The 18,123-nt window shown below is 70.3% G+C and carries 18 protein-coding genes and 1 pseudogene; 8 read left to right on the plus strand and 11 right to left on the minus strand.

The window, feature by feature from the left end; genetic code table 11:
- From QR77_RS49110 to QR77_RS26115, 4 genes and pseudogenes are all read left to right on the plus strand, one after another.
- A pseudogene (locus tag QR77_RS49110) lies at positions 1–178 on the plus strand (ABC transporter permease); the annotation flags it as partial.
- 94 nt (positions 179–272) lie between these two features.
- Positions 273–956 carry an ABC transporter ATP-binding protein gene (locus QR77_RS26105; protein ID WP_040024519.1) on the plus strand — a complete coding sequence of 228 codons (684 nt, stop codon included), beginning with the start codon at positions 273–275 and terminating at the stop codon, positions 954–956.
- Between the two features lie 117 nt (positions 957–1,073).
- Entirely contained in the window at positions 1,074–2,057 is a 984-nt protein-coding gene (locus QR77_RS42415) for a GNAT family N-acetyltransferase (protein WP_052489068.1), read from the plus strand.
- A 250-nt stretch (positions 2,058–2,307) separates the two neighbouring features.
- Positions 2,308–3,021, plus strand: coding sequence for a tectonin domain-containing protein (locus QR77_RS26115; RefSeq protein WP_040024520.1), 714 nt, complete (start codon positions 2,308–2,310; stop codon positions 3,019–3,021).
- Between the two features lie 65 nt (positions 3,022–3,086).
- On the opposite strand, the gene QR77_RS26120 is transcribed toward QR77_RS26115, so the two are convergent.
- Positions 3,087–4,016, minus strand: a complete 930-nt coding sequence (locus QR77_RS26120; RefSeq protein ID WP_040024521.1) for an oxygenase MpaB family protein — start codon at positions 4,014–4,016, stop codon at positions 3,087–3,089.
- Between the two features lie 124 nt (positions 4,017–4,140).
- Entirely contained in the window at positions 4,141–5,265 is a 1,125-nt protein-coding gene (locus QR77_RS26125) for a ParB/Srx family N-terminal domain-containing protein (protein ID WP_078877144.1), read from the minus strand.
- 351 nt (positions 5,266–5,616) lie between these two features.
- Between QR77_RS26125 and QR77_RS26130 the strand changes: the two genes are divergently transcribed.
- Positions 5,617–6,498: a class I SAM-dependent methyltransferase gene (locus tag QR77_RS26130; protein WP_052489070.1), complete on the plus strand. Its 882-nt coding sequence runs from the start codon at positions 5,617–5,619 to the stop codon at positions 6,496–6,498.
- A gap of 85 nt (positions 6,499–6,583) precedes the next feature.
- Here the strand turns inward: QR77_RS26130 and QR77_RS26135 are convergent, their stop codons facing one another.
- The 6 genes from QR77_RS26135 to QR77_RS26160 form a co-directional block, all read right to left on the minus strand.
- Positions 6,584–7,117, minus strand: a complete 534-nt coding sequence (locus QR77_RS26135) for an EF-hand domain-containing protein (protein ID WP_040024522.1) — start codon at positions 7,115–7,117, stop codon at positions 6,584–6,586.
- Between the two features lie 247 nt (positions 7,118–7,364).
- Entirely contained in the window at positions 7,365–8,807 is a 1,443-nt protein-coding gene (locus QR77_RS26140; RefSeq protein ID WP_052489071.1) for a cytochrome P450, read from the minus strand.
- Positions 8,804–9,406, minus strand: a complete 603-nt coding sequence (locus QR77_RS26145) for an ATP/GTP-binding protein (protein WP_040024523.1) — start codon at positions 9,404–9,406, stop codon at positions 8,804–8,806. Before QR77_RS26145 ends, QR77_RS26140 begins: the two co-directional genes overlap by 4 nt.
- Positions 9,372–9,773 (minus strand): DUF742 domain-containing protein, encoded by a 402-nt coding sequence (locus QR77_RS26150; protein WP_040024524.1) that lies wholly within the window; start codon positions 9,771–9,773, stop codon positions 9,372–9,374. The genes QR77_RS26145 and QR77_RS26150 overlap by 35 nt, the downstream gene beginning before the upstream one ends.
- Entirely contained in the window at positions 9,770–10,219 is a 450-nt protein-coding gene (locus QR77_RS26155) for a roadblock/LC7 domain-containing protein (protein ID WP_040024525.1), read from the minus strand. Before QR77_RS26155 ends, QR77_RS26150 begins: the two co-directional genes overlap by 4 nt.
- Complete coding sequence (locus QR77_RS26160; RefSeq protein WP_052489072.1) at positions 10,216–11,751, minus strand: sensor histidine kinase; 1,536 nt, start codon at positions 11,749–11,751, stop codon at positions 10,216–10,218. The genes QR77_RS26155 and QR77_RS26160 overlap by 4 nt, the downstream gene beginning before the upstream one ends.
- Positions 11,752–12,332: 581 nt before the next feature.
- On the opposite strand from QR77_RS26160, the gene QR77_RS26165 reads away from it, so the two are divergent.
- The 3 genes from QR77_RS26165 to QR77_RS26175 all read left to right on the plus strand — a co-directional run bounded on the left by QR77_RS26165 (position 12,333) and on the right by QR77_RS26175 (position 14,984).
- Positions 12,333–12,890, plus strand: a complete 558-nt coding sequence (locus QR77_RS26165) for an NAD(P)H-dependent oxidoreductase (protein WP_040024526.1) — start codon at positions 12,333–12,335, stop codon at positions 12,888–12,890.
- A gap of 61 nt (positions 12,891–12,951) precedes the next feature.
- Positions 12,952–13,614, plus strand: coding sequence for a helix-turn-helix domain-containing protein (locus tag QR77_RS26170; protein ID WP_078877146.1), 663 nt, complete (start codon positions 12,952–12,954; stop codon positions 13,612–13,614).
- Positions 13,611–14,984: an MFS transporter gene (locus QR77_RS26175; protein WP_236710819.1), complete on the plus strand. Its 1,374-nt coding sequence runs from the start codon at positions 13,611–13,613 to the stop codon at positions 14,982–14,984. The genes QR77_RS26170 and QR77_RS26175 overlap by 4 nt, the downstream gene beginning before the upstream one ends.
- Here the strand turns inward: QR77_RS26175 and QR77_RS26180 are convergent.
- The 3 genes from QR77_RS26180 to QR77_RS26190 all read right to left on the minus strand — a co-directional run bounded on the left by QR77_RS26180 (position 14,965) and on the right by QR77_RS26190 (position 18,032).
- Positions 14,965–15,861 (minus strand): ferredoxin, encoded by an 897-nt coding sequence (locus QR77_RS26180; protein WP_040024527.1) that lies wholly within the window; start codon positions 15,859–15,861, stop codon positions 14,965–14,967. The two genes, QR77_RS26175 and QR77_RS26180, sit on opposite strands and share 20 nt — an antisense overlap.
- A 260-nt stretch (positions 15,862–16,121) precedes the next feature.
- Positions 16,122–16,820 (minus strand): peptide-methionine (S)-S-oxide reductase MsrA, encoded by a 699-nt coding sequence (msrA, locus tag QR77_RS26185; protein ID WP_040024529.1) that lies wholly within the window; start codon positions 16,818–16,820, stop codon positions 16,122–16,124.
- Between the two features lie 108 nt (positions 16,821–16,928).
- Positions 16,929–18,032, minus strand: coding sequence for a hypothetical protein (locus tag QR77_RS26190; RefSeq protein ID WP_040024530.1), 1,104 nt, complete (start codon positions 18,030–18,032; stop codon positions 16,929–16,931).
- Positions 18,033–18,123: the final 91 nt, after the last annotated feature.

The raw sequence follows: 18,123 nt of genomic DNA on the forward strand, positions 1-18,123 counted from the left end.
GCAGGCGCGCCAGGCCGCCACCAAGGCGCTGCACATCACCCTCACCGCGCCCGTCTCGCTCACCACGATCGGGCTCGCCGTGGGGCTGGCCGTGGCCGGCGGTCTGATCTCGGGCGGCTTCGGCGGCTGGCGCGCCTCGCGGCTGCGTCCTGCGGACGCCCTGCGCCGCGTCGAGTAGGACGCGCACCCGCCGCGTACGGCAGGCACGTACGGCGCGTACGCCGTCACGTACGCCACCGAAACCCCGTCCAGCAACAGGAGTTGTCGTCACCATGTACCACCTCGCAGGCGTCACCAAGCGCTACACCCGGGGCAAGAAACAGATCGAGGCGCTGTCCGGCGTCGACCTGACCATCGAGGACGGCGGCAGGCTCGTCATCCAGGGCCCCACGGGCGGCGGCAAGTCCACCCTCCTCCAGATGCTCGGCGGCCTCGACCGGCCGACGGAGGGCAGTGTCGAGTTCGACGGTGTGGACCTCGCCAAGCTGTCCGAGTCCCGGCTCACCAAGGTCAGGGCGCAGAGCATCGGCTTCGTCTTCCAGAGCTTCAACCTCATCCCCACCCTCACGGCGCAGGAGAACGTCGAGACGGCCCTCGTACCGCTCGGCCTCAAGGGCGCCGCCCGGCGCGAACAGGCGGCGCGGGCGCTGGAGTCGGTCGGACTCGGCGAGCGATCCGGCCATCTTCCCGGTGAGTTGTCCGGCGGCCAGCAGCAACGGGTCGCGATCGCCCGTGCCCTGGTCAAGCAGCCGAAGGTGCTTCTCGCCGACGAACCGACCGGCAATCTGGACGAGTCGATGCGAGACGAGATCATGGAACTGCTGGAGGGCCTCTGGAAAGAGCACGGTCTGACCTTCATCATGGTCACCCACGACAGTTCCATCGCCCGGCGTGCGCCCCGGCTCGCCACGATCAGGAAGGGGCGCGTGACCATCACGGAGAACGCTGTCGCGTGAGTCCCGTGGGGCGCATGGGACTCCTGTGACTCGTGCGCCCCTTCTCGTCCTGTTCCTCCGTCCGGATGTCCCGACAACCCGTGGGCGTCGCCACCCTCGTACGCGTAGGTTCGGTGCATGCTGATCACTCTGGGAAGCCCGCCCTCGGCCGCCGAGGCAGACGCCTGGCACGCCGTGGTCACCGCGGCGCATGTCCGCGATCTGCCGGCCGCGGTGCCCGAGCCCAGCAGGGCGGAGACCGAGGGAAAGCTGCGCTTCCCGCCGGTGGGCGCCCGGAACGTACACCTGGCGTCGCGGGCGCGCGACGGCTCGTACGAGGGGGTCGCTACCCTCCAGCTCTTCACCGAGCCGCACAACCGCCATACGGCCATCCTGGACAGCCTGGTGGTGCACCCCGCGGCGCGCAGGGACGGCATCGGCGCCCGGCTCTGGTCCGCGATCCGTGACGAACTCGCCGCCGAGGGCCGCTCGACGGTGGCGACCGTGCTCGAACTCGGCGGCGCCGGCGAGGCGTTCGTCGACAGCCTCGGCTTCATGAACGTGCTCCCCCTCGGCTGGTACGTGCAGCGTGTCCAGCCGGTCCTCGATGAGATACCGCAGCCCCCGCTTCCGGAAGGCCTGCGCTTCGCGGACTGGACGGGCATCGTCCCCGACGCGTACGCGGAGTCGTTCGCCCGCGCCCACAACGCGATGTACGACGCACCCGGCGCGGCCATGGCCCGCCAACTGCCGGGCTGGGACGTGGAGAGAGTGAGAGCCGTGGCCCGGCTCATCGGCGCCCGGGGCGGAGTCCGCCTCATCTCGGCCGTCCTCGACACCACGAACGGCGACGAGATCGTCGCGTACACCGAAGTCGTCCTGAACAACCCGTCGGACACCCGCGCCCTCCAGTACGACACCGTGGTCGTCCCGACCCACCGGGGCCGCGGCCTCGGCCGCGCGGTCAAGCACCACCTGCTCGGCACACTCCACGAACTGCACCCGGGCGTACGGGAGATCAGCACCACCGTCGCCGACGACAACGCGTCGATGCTCGCGGTGAACGAAACCCTCGGCTACCGCCGCGAACGCCCGGCGGGCCTCTTCCAGATCAAGCTCTAGTTTCACCGGAAACGGGACTGGGTCGGGAGGCATGAACCCGCACTCGTGTCGATCCCCTCTGAGTGGGACAGCGCTTCGAGCCGAACTGCTCCCGGCCGCCCGCTCCCGCCGCCCACCCCGCAAGGCGAAAGGAACCCAAACGCCGATTTACGGGCTTGTTTGGTATTAGTACGTGCATTCATCCGCCTTGGTGGCCCACTTCCTGGCCGAGGATGGCAGCCAACACCGGTTCGGCGAAGGGGATTTCAGCATGGCGGATTGGGTGAAGGTCGCAGGCAGTCTCACGGCCGTCTCGGCGGGGTCCAGGACGACGGTGTGGGGTGTGAACGCGGGAAGCGCCATCTACCGGTACACCAACTACGACGCGAACCCCTGGATCAACATCCCGGGGGCGCTGAGTGACATCGGTGCCGCGGCGGACGGCACCGTGTGGGGCGTCAACGGCGGCAACCAGATCTTCCGGTACGCCGGGGATCAAGGGGCTTCCAACCCGTGGCCGAGCATCACCGGCAGCCTGGTCCGCATCGACGCGGGCTCCAGGACGAACGTGTGGGGGGTGGACTCCGCCGGCGCCATCTACCGGTACACGAACTACGACGCGAACCCCTGGATCAAGATCCCGGGAGCGCTGAGCGACATCGGCGCGGGCGCCGACGGCACCGTGTGGGGCGTCAACAGCGGGAACCAGGTCTACCGTTACACCGGAGACCAGGACGGCGCGAACCCGTGGAAGAGCGTCTCCGGCAGCCTCAAGCGCATCGCGGTGGGCTCCCGGACAAACGTGTGGGGCGTCGATCCCGCCGGCAGCATCTACCGGTACACCAACAACGACGCCAGCGGCGTCAATCCGTGGATCAAGGTCCCGGGCACCGCCACCGACATCGCCGCCGGCGCCGACGGCACCGTGTGGCACATCAACAGCGGCGGCGACATCTACCGGTACACCGGCGACCAGCCGAGCTGATCCCGGTCCCGTCACCCGTGCGGGCCCCCCGACCACGAAGTCCGGGGACCGCACGGGTGCCTCGGTCAGCGGGGCTCCGGCGCGTAGTGTTCCGGCTTTCCGCGCTCCGACAGTGGCGGCAGGTTTCTCGGTGGAGTCTCGACCAGCTCGGCGTCCGCCGCCCGCTCGCCCCGGGCGGCGCGCCAGGCCGCCCGGGCCCGTGGGTGGTAACGGCGGTCGTGCGGCACGAGCTTGAACAGGGCGTTGATCGCCTTACCGGCTCTCCGGTGGAGCCGGGCGTCCCGCTCCGACCAGGTGTAGCCGAGCAGGTCGCGGACCTCCCGGTCGTAGAGACCGGTGGTGAACCAGACGAAGCCCCGCGCGACCAGCTTGCCGATCGGGCGCCACATCGGGGCCGGCAGCCACAGCAGGAACGGGGGTCTCCCGATCGCCGCGATGTCGAGGACGTCCCGGGTGGCGTTGTTGTCCTCCAGGACGTCCGCGCACATCCGCTTCCAGTAGAGCTGGAAGGCCTCCCAGCTCTCCGGCACCGGCCGCATGCTCAGCCCGTACATCCGGTACCACTGGATGTGCTCGTCGAAGAGTTGGCGCTTCCCGGCCTCACCTATGCCGCCCGCGAGGTGGTCCGCGATCAGGATCGTGCTGACGAAGAACGTGGAGTGCGCCCAGTAGTAGGTGTCAGGATCGAGCGCGTGGTAGCGGCGGCCCCGGGCGTCGACGCCCTTGATCCGCTGGTGGTAGCCGAGGACTTCGAGGGCGGTCCCGCGGGCGCGCGGGCCGTCGTAGACGACTCCGCTTATGGGGTAGAGCGAGCGGAACAGCCGCTGCCAGCGCTCCTCGAAGAATCGCGAGTGCTGTTCGACGCCGGCGCCGAGCGCGGGGTGCATGTTCTGCATCGACCCGGCCCACAGGGCGACGAGGACTCCGCGCCAGTCGCCGACGTATTTCCAGGCCAACGAGTCCGGGCCGAGTGGTTCGGGGATGTCGGCTGCCATCTCTGGCTCCTCGTCGGGCTGTTGAGCCGATCACGGCCGCCATGGTCGGACCAGGTGCTGTACGGCGACGGTAGCCCATGGCGACCCGGCCGGCCCGGTTCGGGCCGGCCGGCGTCCGGATGGATCAGAGGTGGTCGCGGTAGTCCAGCGCGTACGCCAGCTTCCCCGGGTCGTCGCTCGTGATCTTCTTGCTCAGCTTGTCGAACTCGCCGCCGCTCTCCTTCTTGCCGTCGTTCCACTCGTCCATCTGCCCGAGGTCCTCCGCCGTCTCGCCGTTGGCGATCACGGTGTCCTTGTCGACGTCGGTCATCGCCTTGGACGCGTCCTCGATCGCGTCCAGGTAGTCACCGTGGTCGTCGAGGTCGTAGTCGTCGAGGTCGACCTCGCCGCGCAGCCAGCTTCCCCACAGGAATTCGAGGAACTCGGCGCCGTCGTCGGGCGCCTGGTAGCCGATGTCGCGGGTGAAGAAGACCAGACTGCGGTACGGGTCGTCCTGGAAGCCCGACAGGCCGAGGTGCTGGGGGAGTTGGGCGGGGGTGATGGCGTTGTTGTCGGCGTCGTGCAGCCACACCCAGTTCTTCTGCTCCATCGTCTTCCAGAAGTCGTCCTGGGAGAGGGTGCTGAGATTGCCGGCGACCTTCAGCCGTATGTGCATGTCGGGACCGCCGTCGGGGGTCTCCAGGAACGAGGTCAGCGAGTGGTGGCCATCGGTGAGGTACAGCTCGCCGCCCGGACCGACGACGGCCGTCTTCATCTCGGCGAGGGTGTCGTCCGTCTCCTGGCCGACCTTGACGGTGCAGGTGAAGCTGGACGGGTCGGAGAGCTTGGCGCCCGAGGTCACCGACTTGGTCTCGCCCTGGCCGTTGGTCTCGCAGAAGTCGTCGAACCGCTTGTTCGGGTCGCCCGCCGCCTCGTCCTTGTCGCCGGCGTACCGGTCGAGCTTGTAGTAGATCTGGTCGAAGCCGAGCGTCGACTGCGTCGGATGCAGCTCGTCCAGCGTCACATCGATCAGATCGCCGGTCTGTGCGCACAGGTACGAGCCCGCCGGGGCGTCGCAGGCCTTGCTGCCCGTCGCCGCGGTGTTCGCGGCGAGGGCCGGGGCGCCGTTCGCGAGGACACCGCCGAGCGCCAGCGCGCCGGTGGCGAGACCCGCGGCGACGGAGCGGAGCGCGCCGCCCGTCAGGCGCGTCCTTCGCACCGGAGTCGTACGGTGCTGGCTGGTCACCTGGCTGGTCACTGGACTGGTCATGCGTATCTCCCTGCGAAGCGGCCGATGCGACGGCGCCCGTGGGGGACAGGCGCGGTCCGATCATGTGCGGGAATACCCAACTCCACTAGCGGGTCGGGTGACTTCGTTACGTCGTGAGGGTGGCGGCGAGGTGAACCCTGGGTCTCCTGGGAGCTGAGGTGCGGGTGGGAACGACGCGGGCTCCCGCCCCCGTGATGCGCCTACCACCGCCCTGCGGGCAAGACCCCGCCCACGGCCACCGAATCATCATATCGAGCCAATTGCCCACGAACCGCGCGTACTTGGCGCGCCCTCCTGCCACCGTGACAGCGGCGACCGACCGTACGGCCCGGACCCTGAGGAGACCTCGGCATGGACACATATCTGACGCGCGCGGAGCAGGCCCCGGCACCGGCACCGGAGCAGGCACAGGCACCGGCGCCGGAAGAGCAACCGGGCGAACGGTGGGAGTGGACCGGGGAGCGTTACGGCCAGGGGATGTTCAGCCACGCGATCAGCGACGAGCGGTACCGGCTCGGCCTGCTGGAGTCGGTCCTCGACGGGCCTACTCGCGCGCGTTTCACGGCACTTGGGCTCAAGCCGGGCGACCGGGTGCTCGATGTCGGCGGCGGTGGGGGATCGGTGGCCCGCTGGCTGGCCGAGCAGGGGGCCGAGGTGACGGTGACCGACCTGGACACCACATTCCTCGACGAACTCACCGAGCACGGCGTACGGGTGCTGCGGCACGACCTCTACACCGAGGACTTCCCACCGGGATCCTTCGACTTCGTCCACGCCCGGTATGTGGTGCTGCACCTTCCCGACCCGGACAAGGCGATCGTCCGGCTCGCCTCCTGGCTGCGGCCGGGCGGTGTGCTGATGGTGGAGGAGCCCGCGTCCTTCTCGGTCATGGACTCACCGCACCCGGCCTACCGGACCGTCATGCGCGCCTTCCGCACCCATCTGGAGCAGGCCCTCGGCTCGGACACCGGGTGGGCCCGCACACTGCCGGTGCCGCTGGAGAAGGCGGGACTGGTCGACATCGGCTTCGACGCGCGCTTCCAGCTCGTCAAGGGCCGCGACGAGGAGGCGCGGTGGTGGCGGCTGAACCTGGAGCGGTCACGGGCGGCCATCGTGGCCGCCGGGCTCGCGAAGGACACGGACTTTGAGGACGCGTACACCGAGTTGGCGTCTCCCGGCTTCCACGACCTCTCCCTCGCCGTCATCACGGCATGGGGAAGTCCGAAGGCCTGACGGGGCGTTGGGCGGGGGCACAGCGGAAGGTCCCGGGGCGCGCACACACCCCGGGACCGTGGCCTTACGTCATACGCGCCGGCGCTCAGCCCGTGGGGACCGCGACCAGGTAGTCGGCCGGCACGCCCCCCTTGTCGGGGCCGTAGTACTCCTTGATGGCCTCGACCCAGACCGGCACCCTGACCCGGTCCGACTCGTCCGGTTCGAAGGCGTCGAAGAGCGCGTGGATATTGGGCAGTTGGAAGCCGATGGCCGTCATGAGCGGCACGAAGACGGACCGCTCGATGAGCCCGTCGCCGTCGGGGTCGCCCAGCGCCGCGAGGGACTCGGCGAAGTCGGCGATCGTCTCGTCGAAGCGCTCCGGGGACAGCACGGTGGCCGTGAACTCCTCGTAACTGACCTTGCCGTCGCCATTGACGTCGAGTTCTTTCAGCAGGGTCGCCCAGTACCGGCGAAAGGCGGCCAGCATCGCGCTCTTCGCCGCCTCGTCCGAATCGACCGCCGCCACGAGGACGCGCTTCCCCATGAGCTCGAAATCGTCGGCATCCAGGTATCCGTTGCCGTTGGCGTCGAAGAGAGTGAACACGAGCTTGACCCGGTTGAGTGCTTCCGTACGCATGGGTGTCTCACCTTTCGTCGGATCCGTGGCCGGCGCAGTCGGGCGTCGTGGTGCCGCCGCTGGCTTCCGCCGGAGTACGGGGAGTTGCTGCGCTGTCACTATCGCGAGCAGCCGGTCAGCGGGTCCGAAAAATAATGAGCATTCATCAGAAGGAGTGAACGACGTTTGTAAGGGCGGGAATTCAGTACGGGCCGGTCAGCGCACCCGCGCCCACCGGCCCGCACCCGGGCGTCCCGCCGCGCCGCCCTCAGCGAACTCCGGCGGCGACGGGGCCCGGTGTCCACGGGGTGGCGCCGGCCTGGTCCGGGTTGACCGGGGTGAACCGTACGGGAAGTGACGTCAGCGACCGCAGGAAGCCGCCCTCGCGCCAGGTCAACTGGTCGGTCGGCACGGTCAGTTCCAGGGTGGGCAGGAAGCTGGTGAGACGTTCGATCGCGGTGGCGGCGACGATCGTGGCCGGGGTCTTCGCCGGGCAGGCGTGCGGCCCCGCGGAGAATCCGAGGTGCGCGCGACCGCCGTTGCCCGCCTCCTCCGGATGCTCGGGCGCCAGCGCCGAGTTGATCGCGCCGAACGAGATCATCACCAGCGAGTTGGCATCGATCCACACGCCCCCGAGCGTGACATCGCGGCGCGGGTAGTGCGCCGCGTAGTTGCCCACCGGGGAGTGGTGCCACTGCACCACACGCATCGCGTCGTGCACGGTGAGCGCGCCGTCCGTCAGCGAACTCGAATAGCGCTCGTCGGTCAGCATCAGCATCAGCGTGCTGCCGATGAGACCCGACGTCGGGTCGTTCGCCACGCCCACCGTCAGCAGGAGTTCGTCGAGCACCTCCACCGGCGAGAGGTCCGCGTGGTGCGCCAGCAGATAGCTCACCAGGTCCTGCCCCGGCTCGGCCCGCTTCGCCTCGATGGTCGCGGTCATCGCGCCGACGAACTCGGCGTAGGCGGCCTGCGCCTCACCGGCCCGTACGCTGGCCTGCCCGACCACGATCGCCGCCAGCCGGTCGCTCTCGATACGCAGCCCGAACAGCTCGCTGAACAGCGTGATCGGCAGCCCCAGCGCGAAGTCACGCATCAGGTCGGCCTCGCCCTTGGCGGCGAAGCGGCGGATGAGCTTGTCGGCGGTGCGCTGCACCGTGGCGCGCAGCACATGCGGCTCGAACCGGTCGAACGAGTCCCGGATGGCGCCCCGGTAGCGCCGGTGCTCCTCGCCGTCCACGAACAGCGCGGTCGCCCGGTATTCGAGCAGCGGCCGTACGGGGGAGTCGGGCGCCAGGTCGCGTTCCCAGACCCGGGGGTCCTTGGACCAGACGTCCGTGTCGCGCAGCACCTCCAGCGCGGTCCGGTAGTCCGTCACCAGCAGCGCGCGGACGCCGGGAGCGACCTCCACGGGGACGACGGGTCCTTCGGCGCGCAGGCGGGCGTAGAACGACGCGTTGTCGGCGGCGAACTCCGGGCCGTGCAGCCGGATCGGCCCGCCGCCGGAGCCCGTACCGGCGCCCGCCGTCCTGCCGGGCGTCGCCGCGGGCTCCTCGTCGTACGTCAGCGGACAGCCGGAGGGAAACGTCGGCTCGGGCTCCTCGTCGTACGTCAGCGGGCAACCGGACGGAAACGTCGGCGGCTCGGTCACGGTCCCGGTCCCGGTCCCGTTCTCGGTGTCGGTCTCTGCGGTCGGCGGCTGGTCGGTCACGTGACCTCCATCGGTGAGCGGTCCAGGACGTATTCGGTCAGGGCGATCAGGGCGTCCAGACACTCGTCCTTGCTGCGGGCGTCGAGCGAGAGCAGCGGAGTGTCGGCGGACAGGTCGAGGCTGCGCCGTACGTCCTCCAGCGAGTGCTCAGGAGCGCCGGGGAAGCGGTTGACGGCGACGGCGTACGGCAGCCCCGAGTCCTCGACCATGTCCATCACTTCGAACGCCGAGTCGAGCCGGCGTGTGTCGACCAGCACCAGCACACCGAGCGCGCCCCGCGCGATGTCCTCCCACAGCAGCCGGAAGCGCCGCTGCCCCGGACTGCCGAACAGGTAGAGCACCAGGTGGGAGTCGAGCGTGAGACGGCCGAAGTCGGTGCCGACGGTGGTGGCCGTCTTCTCGTTCACCCCCGCCAGGTCGTCTATCAACGCGCCGGCCTCGGTCATGCGTTCCTCGGTGTGCAGGCTTCGCGTCTCCGACACCGCGCTGACGAACGTGGTCTTGCCCACGGCGAACGGCCCCGCGATCACCGTCTTGATCATCAGGGCGTCGCGCGGCAGGTAGTCAACCGGCGGCGGACTTGGCTCCTCGAAGTCCATGCAGAACCCTTCTCAGCAAATCGGCGTCGTGCTGCGCGGCGACCGGGATCGGCGGCCTGGCCTTGAGGTGCCCGGCCGAGATCAGGTCGGCCACCACGACCTTGGTCAGGCTCACCGGGAGCTCCAGGTACGACGCCGTCTCCACCAGGGACAGGGCGCCGGCCCGGAGCATCGTCAGAGCCTGCTCCTCCTTGTCGCTCAGGCCGGGCGGGACCTCCTGGTCCTCGGCGCCGGCCGGGTCGACCGCGTACAGCAGGGTGATGCGTTCGAGGCCGAACCGTTCCTGGCCCGCCTCCGGTCTGGCCCGGCCGCCGGTCTCCACGTACGGCCGCACCAGCGGACGTGGGGCCCGCCGGCCCGCCGTCATGACAACGCGTCCTCGGCCGGCTGGCGTGGCGCGGCGCTCATCACTTTCTGTCCGAGCCGCTTGACCTGGATCTGGACCGCCTCGGCCACCACACCGAGGTCGACTTCGAGGTCGGTGTAGACGGCGAGGATGGTGTGTTCACCCGCGTCGGTGATGAAGGCGTAGCCCTCGGTGGACTCGGCGACCACCTGACGCAGCCGCACCTCGCGCGCCGAGCCGATGAAGGCGGCGAGCATGGTGCGGGTCGACGCCTGCACGGTGGAGAGCATGGCGGCCGCGCCCTCGGCGTCCGTACGCTCCAGATCGGGGGAGCGGCCGACCACCAGGCCGTCGGCCGTCAGTACGACGGCGTGGATGACGTGCGGGATCTTGACCAGCGGTTCGAGAGCCCAGGTCATCGGCTCCTCCGTGGTGCGTCCCAGCTTCTTGTAGTTCGTGTTCGTCATCCCTGCTCACCCATCTCCGAGTCTCCGTCCGGCGTGACGACCGCGCGCCGGCCGGCCGCCGTACCGCTCTGCAGCTTTCCCCAACGGGCCGCGTTCTCCTGCGGGTCACGGTCGCGGAAGCTGTCCGCCGCCGTGTCCGCACCGGGGTCCCCGTCGCCGTTCCCGCCCGTGGCCGCTTCGTCCCCGCGGACCGCGGAACGGATCGGCGCGCGGGTGGCCCCGCTTCGCCTGCGCCGCTGGGGCAGGACCTCGCTCTTGGCGCGGTCGCCGGTGGCGAGCACGGCGGGTGCGGAAGGTGCGGCGGACGCGGGTACGCCGGGTACGGCCGGTACGGAGCCGGGCGCCGCGGCCGGTCCCGTGTCGCGGGTGACCTCGCGTACCACGGCGGGCGGCGTGCGCGGCGTACGCGCCGGGCGCGGCAGATCGGGTACGGGCGCCTCGGCGCTCCCGCCACCACCGTGGCCCGCGGCGCCGCCGGCCAACTCCGGCAGGGCGACGAGCAGTTCGTCGGGTACGAGGACAGCGGTGCGTACGCCGTCGCTCGACCGAGCCGTCTCGACCTGGACGCGGAAGCCGTAGCGGCGTACCAACTCCCCGATCACCGCGAAGCCGAGGCTCGGCGGCTTGCCCTCCAGGTCCACGAAGAGCAGCGAACGGTCGCCGGTCAGCAGGGAGTTGGCGATGGCCAGCTCCTCACTGTTCATGCCGGGGCCCCAGTCGGTGACAAAGAAGGTGAGACCGGCGGCGCCATGGATGACGTCGACCTCGACCCGCACATCGCTCGGGGAGTGGCCGAGCGCGTTGTCGAGCAGCTCGGCGAGGATCATCGCGAGCGGCTCGACCGCGCGCGCCACCACGCCGAGCCGGCCGCGCAGCCGGTAACTCGTCTCGACACGCTGGTATCCGACGACCCGTGAGGCCGCGCCCTTGACGATGTCGGTCACGGGCGAGTCGCCGCGCGCGAGCCCCGGCCACCGTCCGCACACGACGGCGACGTCCTGGATCAGCCGCAGCACCCGCTCGTTCATCTCGTCCAGCCGCAGCAGGGCTTCGGCGACCTCGGGCTCGTCGAACCGTTCCTGCATCTCCTGTACGAAGGTCTGCTGCTGGTAGTGAAGGGCCTGCACCTTGCCCATCGTTCCTCGCATCACGGCTTTCGCCGCCTCGTCGACGCGCAGCCGCTCGGCGAGTACGAGTTCCCTGACGCGCTCCTGCACCGTGGTCAGCGCGGTGTCGGTCTCGGTCGCCGCCAGCCGCGGGTCGAGGAGTCCGCTCACCTGTACGTGCGGGTGCGTGATGGCGGTGCCCAGCTCGGCCAGCCGTACGGCTCCCATGTGCCGCAGCTCCGCCAGGACCGCGCGCTGCCGCTGGTCGCTGTCCGCCAGCGCCTGCCGCAGCTTCCGCTCCAACTCGGACTTCTCGCCCGAAAGTTCCCGGCCCCGCCGCTTCGACCGTGCCACCAGGGGCAGCAGTCCGGCCCCCGCGACTCCGATCCCGGCCGCCGCGAACAGGGTGTCCGCCAGAAGAGTCACCGCTGCACTCCGTTCACTCCGTCGAACAGTGAGGAGCGTCCTAGAACAATTGTCGTGGCGAGTTTCTTGGTGAATGTCGTGATGAGGGTTTCGGCGAACATGGTTGAAACTCCGTCAAATAGCTCAAGTGGCCGCACGGCATAAAGGGATGCCTCGGGCGTAACGCCCGAGTGCCCGAAACGGAACTGCCGTTGCCTGCCGTGACGCAAGGAGGGTCGCTGGTGTGGAGGGCGGGGGCGGGCAGAGGTCCGGCAGGTGCGGGTGGCGCTTTTTGGTTCGTCCCGGGCGCACCAACTCGTGATTGGCCCTGAAGGCCCGGGCGAGTGCCGGATCAGCTCGATCGCGTCGCGCATGGCCAGGCGGGGCCTGACTTTACACCGGCCGTCGGGGTATCCGTGGCACTTTGCCGGACGCTCTTGACGCTTGTACTTTCCGGCCGGTCGGGCGATAAGGCTGCGATGGTTGAAGATGCTACCAAGTGCTAGTGTATGTCGGGAATTGGCTGGTTCGTGATGCCCCTCTCGATTCCCCTCGGGGCCTCGCGCTCCACCGGCCCCACGGCCCCCAGGGAAGAGGCAGCAATGCTGAAAATCGCCGTCATTATCTGCAGTACCAGGCCCAATCGCGTGGGCGAGATCGTCGCCAGGTGGGTGCTGGAGGTGGCGCGGAAGCGGAACGACGCCGAATTCACCCTGATCGACCTGGCAGAGGTCGATCTGCCCATTCTTGACGAACCCGTACCGCCGATCGCCGGTCAGTACGCCAACCAGCACTCCAAGGACTGGGCCGCCACCGTGGCCGGATTTGATGCCTACGTGTTTGTGGCACCGGAGTACAACCATGGGATCTCGGGTGGCCTGAAGAACGCCATTGATTTCGTGTACGCGGAGTGGAACAACAAGGCGGCGGGCTTCGTCAGCTACGGGGCGGCCGGCGGTATTCGCGCGGTGGAGCAACTGCGGCTGGTGATGGCCGAGCTCCAGGTCGCCACCATACGTGCACAACTCGCACTGAATTCCTACACAGATTTCGAGAACTTCTACGAGCTGAAGACGACCGCCCGGCACGAGGAGGCGCTCAACACAGTCTTCGACCAGGTGATCGCGTGGGGGGCGGCGCTGAAGCCGCTGCGGGGCTGAGGTGTGGGCGGGTCGCCTGGCCGGGCTTGTAAAGGTTTCTTTCTAAAGATACCTTTACATCATGGCGGACAGTCGCAAGCAGCAGGAAGAGCACGCGGAGCAGGCCGCGCCCCGGCCCGGTACGGCGCGTCTCACCGATCCCAGGGCGCTGCGCGCGTACGCCCACCCCACCCGGATGCGCCTCGTCGGGCTCCTCCGCATGGAGGGGCCGTTCACGGCGACCCGGGCGGCCGAGCTGACGGGGGAGTCCGTCGCGAGCTGCTCGTACCACCTGCGGATGCTCGCCAAGTACGGGCTGGTCGAGTTGGCCCCCGGCGGCCAGGGACGCGAGAAGCCCTGGCGGGCCACGGCGCGCTTCACGGACTGGCCCGAGTACTCGGAGGACCCCGCCGTCGCCGAGGCGGGCAGGGCGGTGGAGAAGGTCGCCGCCGAGCAGTACTTCGAGCAGATGCGCAAGGCGATCGAGGAGCGCCCCGCGCTCCCGAGGGAGTGGCAGGAAGCCACGGTCTTCGGTGACACGCTGCTCTATCTGACGGCCGACGAACTCAGCAGCGTGGGCGAGAGGTTGGCCGAGGTGCTGCGCCCGTACGAGCGCCTTCAGGAGGCCCGGGAGGCCCATCCGGAGGGCGCACGCCTCGTCCAGATCATCCGTACGGGCTTCCCGGTGGCGCGGCCCCCCGCGTCCCCTCCCGCGTCGCCACCGCCTGGGGGCGGCCCCCGGTGAAGGCGGGCGCCGGGCCGGCGGCCCCGGAGGCCAAGGGCCGGGAGCGCGCGTGGGCGCGGGGCTCGGCCCGGATCACGGGCAGAGTTCCCGAGTTGCTGCTCCGGCGCCCCTTCCGCCGCTACTGGACGGGCCAGAGCGTCTCCCTCGCCGGCGACCAGATATCCCAGATCGCCCTGCCGCTCGTCGCGATCCTCGCGCTCCACGCCGACGCGGCGGGCATCGGCCTGCTGGCCACGGCGCAGCTCCTGCCCGCGCTGCTGTTCTCGCTTCCGGCCGGTGCCTGGGCCGACCGGAGGGCGCGCCGCCGCCGGGCCATGATCGCGACGGATCTGGCGCGGGCGCTGCTGATCGCGTCGGTCCCGGTCGCCTACGCGCTCGGCGCGCTGACCCTCCCGTACCTGTACGCCGTCGCTTTCGGCGTCGGGGCGCTGACCGTCGTCTTCGATGTCTGCAACACCGTTCTGTTCGTCTCGCTGATCCCCGCCGAGCGGTACATCGAGGGCAACTCCCTCGTCAACGGCAGCGGCGCGATGGCCTCCGTCGCAGGACCCGGCGCCGGCGGCCTGCTCGTACAGCTCCTGACCGCGCCACTGGCGCTGCTGGCGGACGCGCTGACATATCTGGCCTCGGCGTGCTGTCTGGCCCGTATCGCCCCCGAGGAGCCTCCGGCGACAGCGGCGGCGAAGGGGCACTTCATGGCCGGCCTGCGCTGGGTGGTCCGATCGCGGGTCATGCGCGCCACGTTCGCGGCCTCCGCCACCGTGCAGTTCTTCAGCTTCATCCTCCAGACGCTCCTGGTGCTCTACGCCACCACCGAACTCGGCCTCAGTCCGGGCGCGTTGGGGCTTGTGCTCGGGGCCGGTGCGGTCGGCGGCCTGTTCGGTGCCGTGCTCACCGGCCGGCTCGTACGCCGTATCGGGGTCGGCCCGGCGGCGGTTGCCGGGTTCGTCTGCTTCACGGTGCCGCTGCTGCTCGTCCCACTGGCGGGCGGCCCGTACGCGCTCGTCCTGGCGACGCTCTTCCTCGCCGAATTCGGTTCGTGCGTCGGAGCGATGGTCGCCGACATCTCCCTCGGCTCGCTCCAGACGGCCCTGATCCCGGACGCGCTGCGCGCCCGCGTCAACGGCGCCAACCGCACGCTCACCCATGGGACGCGCCCCCTCGGCGCGCTGGCCGGAGGCGCGCTGGGTACGGCGATCGGGCTGCGCCCGACGCTGTGGATCGCGACGCTGGGCGCGCTGCTGGCCGTGCTGTGGCTGCTCCCGTCGCCGGTGCCCCGGATCAGGAAGCTGCCGGGCGAGGTGAGTTCGGCCGGTCCGGTGGTTCCCGTACGCGAGGATCCGTCGGCCGCTACCAGCGCACAGCGGTGAAGTCGACGGGCCGGGGCCGGAGTTCATGGGTACGCGCCGCCAACTGCCCCAGTCGCCGCGCCATGTCGTCGGCGGGGAGATGGCGCCGGTCGCCGTGGCCGGGGAGCAGCCACTCGAAGCGCAACAGGTTCGCGGTCCGGGTCAGCGAGGCGGCCAACTCCTCGATGGAGTACCAGGTGACGTTCTCGGCCACCTCGATGTCCTCTGTCGTACGGGACCAGTAGAAGCTGTCACCGCTGAAGCAGTACCGCTCGTCGGCGACATAGAGCACGGAGCCCCGCGTGTGCCCGGGAAGAGGTACGGCGGTCACCCCGGCGGCGATCAGTTCCGGGTCGGTGCCACGGAGCACGCAGTCGGCGTCCGGGGCGGCGTCGAGGTCACCCTCGTGGATCCACAGCCGGGCGCCGAAGCGGTCGGCGTAGCGGCGGCCGTGCGCCGCGTGGTCGCGGTGGGTGAGGAGCACGTCGGTGACGGGGCCGAGCGCCTCGTACCGCGCGGCCAGGGCGTCGCTCCAGCGGGGTGTGTCCACCATCATCGTGGTGGAGTCGGGTCGGCGCAGCAGGTAGGAATTGGCGGCCGCCGTCTGGATGGAGTTGTGCCCGCAAAGGAGGACTGTGTCGTCCAAGGGCATCGGGAACGGGTCCAGAGCCGCTTCGATCCCCCCGCCAGGGGCACGGACCGACCGGGTGGGGCAGGCGTGCGCCGCCGCGTGGAACCGCTCGGTCTCCGCCTGGTCGCGAGGCTGGCGCAGTACGACGGAACGGCCGCCTGCCTCCCCGATGAGCCCGGGCGCCAACTGCCGCGCGACGTCGCAGTTGATACACCGCTCGTCCACGCGCCACCCGTGCCCGGCCTGTTCATCCACTTCATCCGCCATGGCTCGGCTCCCCCTTCATGCGGTGGCCGCTGAGCGGCCGGTCCTCATAAGGGGTACCGCGTGCTGGGTGGAGAGAGGAAGAGGGCCCGGATCTTGTACTTGGGGTGGGGTGGCGCTCTGCGAGTGGGGACCAAGACGGTCCGCATATGCCATAGGCATACCGAAAAGGCCCTGAACGCCCACCGCCGCCCCGTCCTACGGACCGGGGCGGCGGTGCGGCGTCAGTGGTGCGTGCGCTGTCGCGTCTCGCGTCGAGCCACTCAGCTCGCGGCGGCGATACCCGTCGGGCAGGAACGGCCCCAGTTGGTCTTGGACGGGGCGCTCAGCTCCTGGCCCGTGCCGCCGATGCCGCAGTACCCGTCCGGGTTCTTGTCCAGGTACTGCTGGTGGTAGCCCTCCGCCGGGTAGAACGTACGGCCCTCGGCCGGGAGCAGCTCGGTGGTGATCGTGCCGAAGCCCGCCTTGTCCAGGACTTCCTGGTACGACTCACGCGAGGCCTCGGCCGTCTCCTCCTGCATGGCGGAGTGCGTGTAGATCGCCGAGCGGTACTGGGTGCCCACGTCGTTGCCCTGCCGGAAGCCCTGGGTCGGGTTGTGCCCCTCCCAGAAGACCTTCAGCAGTTCCGCGTACGTGACGACCGTCGGGTCGAACACGACCCTGACCGCCTCGGTGTGCCCGGTCAGGCCCGAGCAGACCTCCTCGTACGCGGGGTTCGGCGTGATGCCGCCCTGGTAGCCGACGAGCGTCGTCCAGACGCCCTTCGTCCGCCAGAACGTGCGCTCCGCGCCCCAGAAACAGCCCAGGCCGAAGTCTGCGACCTCGAAGCCCTTGGGGTACGGGCCCAGCAAGGGGTTGCCGAGGACCGTGTGCCGGCCCGGCACCGAGAACTCGGGCTCGGGGCGGCCGCGCAGGGCCTGCTCGGGGGTGGGGAGCTCGGGGGTGCGGTTGGACAGGAACATTCAGGTCTCCTCGGCTGTGGGGTCCTGTATCTCCTAACGTGAGGACCCGGGCCGGAATTCCGCCGCCACACCGCCGCCACGCCGCCGCCACCTGGGGCGGCGCCCCGCTCACCGAGGCAGCGTCGCCGGGCTCCCGCCGTTCGCCTCGTAGCCGGCCACCGCCAGCGCGCGGTGGACGGCGTACTCCGCCGCCGGATCGCGGCTGTACGTCCACGGCAGCGCCCCGACATGGCCGTCCACCCGCACGAGCTGGTTCATCGTCTCCGACCAGCGCTCGGACCGGACGAGGAACAGCACCAGCAGGTGCCGTACGTGCGACAACATCGGGTCGTCCTCCCGGGCCGCGTGCACCGCGAACAGCGCACCCTCGACGGCCCTGGTGACGACCTGGGTCTGGTAGAAGCCGCGCACGAGAATGACATCGGGCAGATGCTCGTACACCGCGAACAGCGGCAGAGCCGCGAGCAGCGAGCCGCGCGGGGCACGCGCCGCCGACGCCGTCGCGAAGTGGTCGGCCTCCTCGCGCGAGCCGTGCCACTTCTCGGACCAGTAACGCAGCGCCGCCAGATGCGCCCCCATGTGCGCCGGAGCGCGGTCGATCACGTGCGCCCAGAGCTGGTCGAACTGCTCGTGCGGGTAGCCGAGTCCGCGCGCCACCGCCAGCTCGACGATGTACGGCACGGGGTCCCCGGGCGCCAGCAGCGCCGCCTCGCCGCAGACCGTACGGGCCTCCTCCAGGATGATCCGGAAGTCGTCCGCCCCCACCCGCGACGTACGCCACGCCTGCTGCACCAGGAACTCCGCGTGCACCGCCGCCCCGCCCGCGTCCTTCGGCGACTCCGCGCGCCACGCCCGCAGCCACTGGCCGCCCACGCCCGGCCTCTGCTGGAGTTCCAGCGAGGCGGCGCCCGCGAAGGCCTGGACGCGCTGCCAGCGCACCTCGCCCTCCTTCGGGGTACCCGCCAGCAACTGCGCCGCCGCGTGCCAGTCCTGGGTGTGCTGGACGACCTCCAGCACGTCGAGGAAGTCCTGGTCGGGCCCGGGCAGCCGGATGTCCAGCTCCTCCTGGAGCACGAAGCCGTACGCGGCGGGGTCGGCGGCGTCCGGCGAACCGGGCGCCACCTGGCGGATTCCGCCGCGCCCGCGCAGGAACAAGCGGCTGATGACCGTGGCCAGCAGACCGAGCGCCAGCAGGAACCAGAGAATCTCCATGGCCTCATTGTCCCGGACGGCACCGCCTGCCGGGAACGCGTTCGGCGGGGACGGCGCACTCGACGCGAACGCGCTGCGCGGCGACCGGTGC

Origin of the sequence: Streptomyces sp. 150FB (genome assembly GCF_000818195.1) — a bacterium.
Taxonomy (GTDB): domain Bacteria; phylum Actinomycetota; class Actinomycetes; order Streptomycetales; family Streptomycetaceae; genus Streptomyces.

Excerpts from the sequence above, each read along its gene's own strand:
- QR77_RS26105 (WP_040024519.1), top strand. The coding sequence starts at position 273 with ATGTACCACCTCGCAGGCGTCACCAAGCGCTACACCCGGGGCAAGAAA.
- QR77_RS42415 (WP_052489068.1), top strand. The coding sequence starts at position 1,074 with ATGCTGATCACTCTGGGAAGCCCGCCCTCGGCCGCCGAGGCAGACGCC.
- QR77_RS26115 (WP_040024520.1), top strand. The coding sequence starts at position 2,308 with ATGGCGGATTGGGTGAAGGTCGCAGGCAGTCTCACGGCCGTCTCGGCG.
- QR77_RS26120 (WP_040024521.1), bottom strand. The coding sequence starts at position 4,016 with ATGGCAGCCGACATCCCCGAACCACTCGGCCCGGACTCGTTGGCCTGG.
- QR77_RS26125 (WP_078877144.1), bottom strand. The coding sequence starts at position 5,265 with ATGACCAGTCCAGTGACCAGCCAGGTGACCAGCCAGCACCGTACGACT.
- QR77_RS26130 (WP_052489070.1), top strand. The coding sequence starts at position 5,617 with ATGGACACATATCTGACGCGCGCGGAGCAGGCCCCGGCACCGGCACCG.
- QR77_RS26135 (WP_040024522.1), bottom strand. The coding sequence starts at position 7,117 with ATGCGTACGGAAGCACTCAACCGGGTCAAGCTCGTGTTCACTCTCTTC.
- QR77_RS26145 (WP_040024523.1), bottom strand. The coding sequence starts at position 9,406 with ATGGACTTCGAGGAGCCAAGTCCGCCGCCGGTTGACTACCTGCCGCGC.
- QR77_RS26150 (WP_040024524.1), bottom strand. The coding sequence starts at position 9,773 with ATGACGGCGGGCCGGCGGGCCCCACGTCCGCTGGTGCGGCCGTACGTG.
- QR77_RS26155 (WP_040024525.1), bottom strand. The coding sequence starts at position 10,219 with ATGACGAACACGAACTACAAGAAGCTGGGACGCACCACGGAGGAGCCG.
- QR77_RS26165 (WP_040024526.1), top strand. The coding sequence starts at position 12,333 with ATGCTGAAAATCGCCGTCATTATCTGCAGTACCAGGCCCAATCGCGTG.
- QR77_RS26170 (WP_078877146.1), top strand. The coding sequence starts at position 12,952 with ATGGCGGACAGTCGCAAGCAGCAGGAAGAGCACGCGGAGCAGGCCGCG.
- QR77_RS26180 (WP_040024527.1), bottom strand. The coding sequence starts at position 15,861 with ATGGCGGATGAAGTGGATGAACAGGCCGGGCACGGGTGGCGCGTGGAC.
- msrA (WP_040024529.1), bottom strand. The coding sequence starts at position 16,820 with ATGTTCCTGTCCAACCGCACCCCCGAGCTCCCCACCCCCGAGCAGGCC.
- QR77_RS26190 (WP_040024530.1), bottom strand. The coding sequence starts at position 18,032 with ATGGAGATTCTCTGGTTCCTGCTGGCGCTCGGTCTGCTGGCCACGGTC.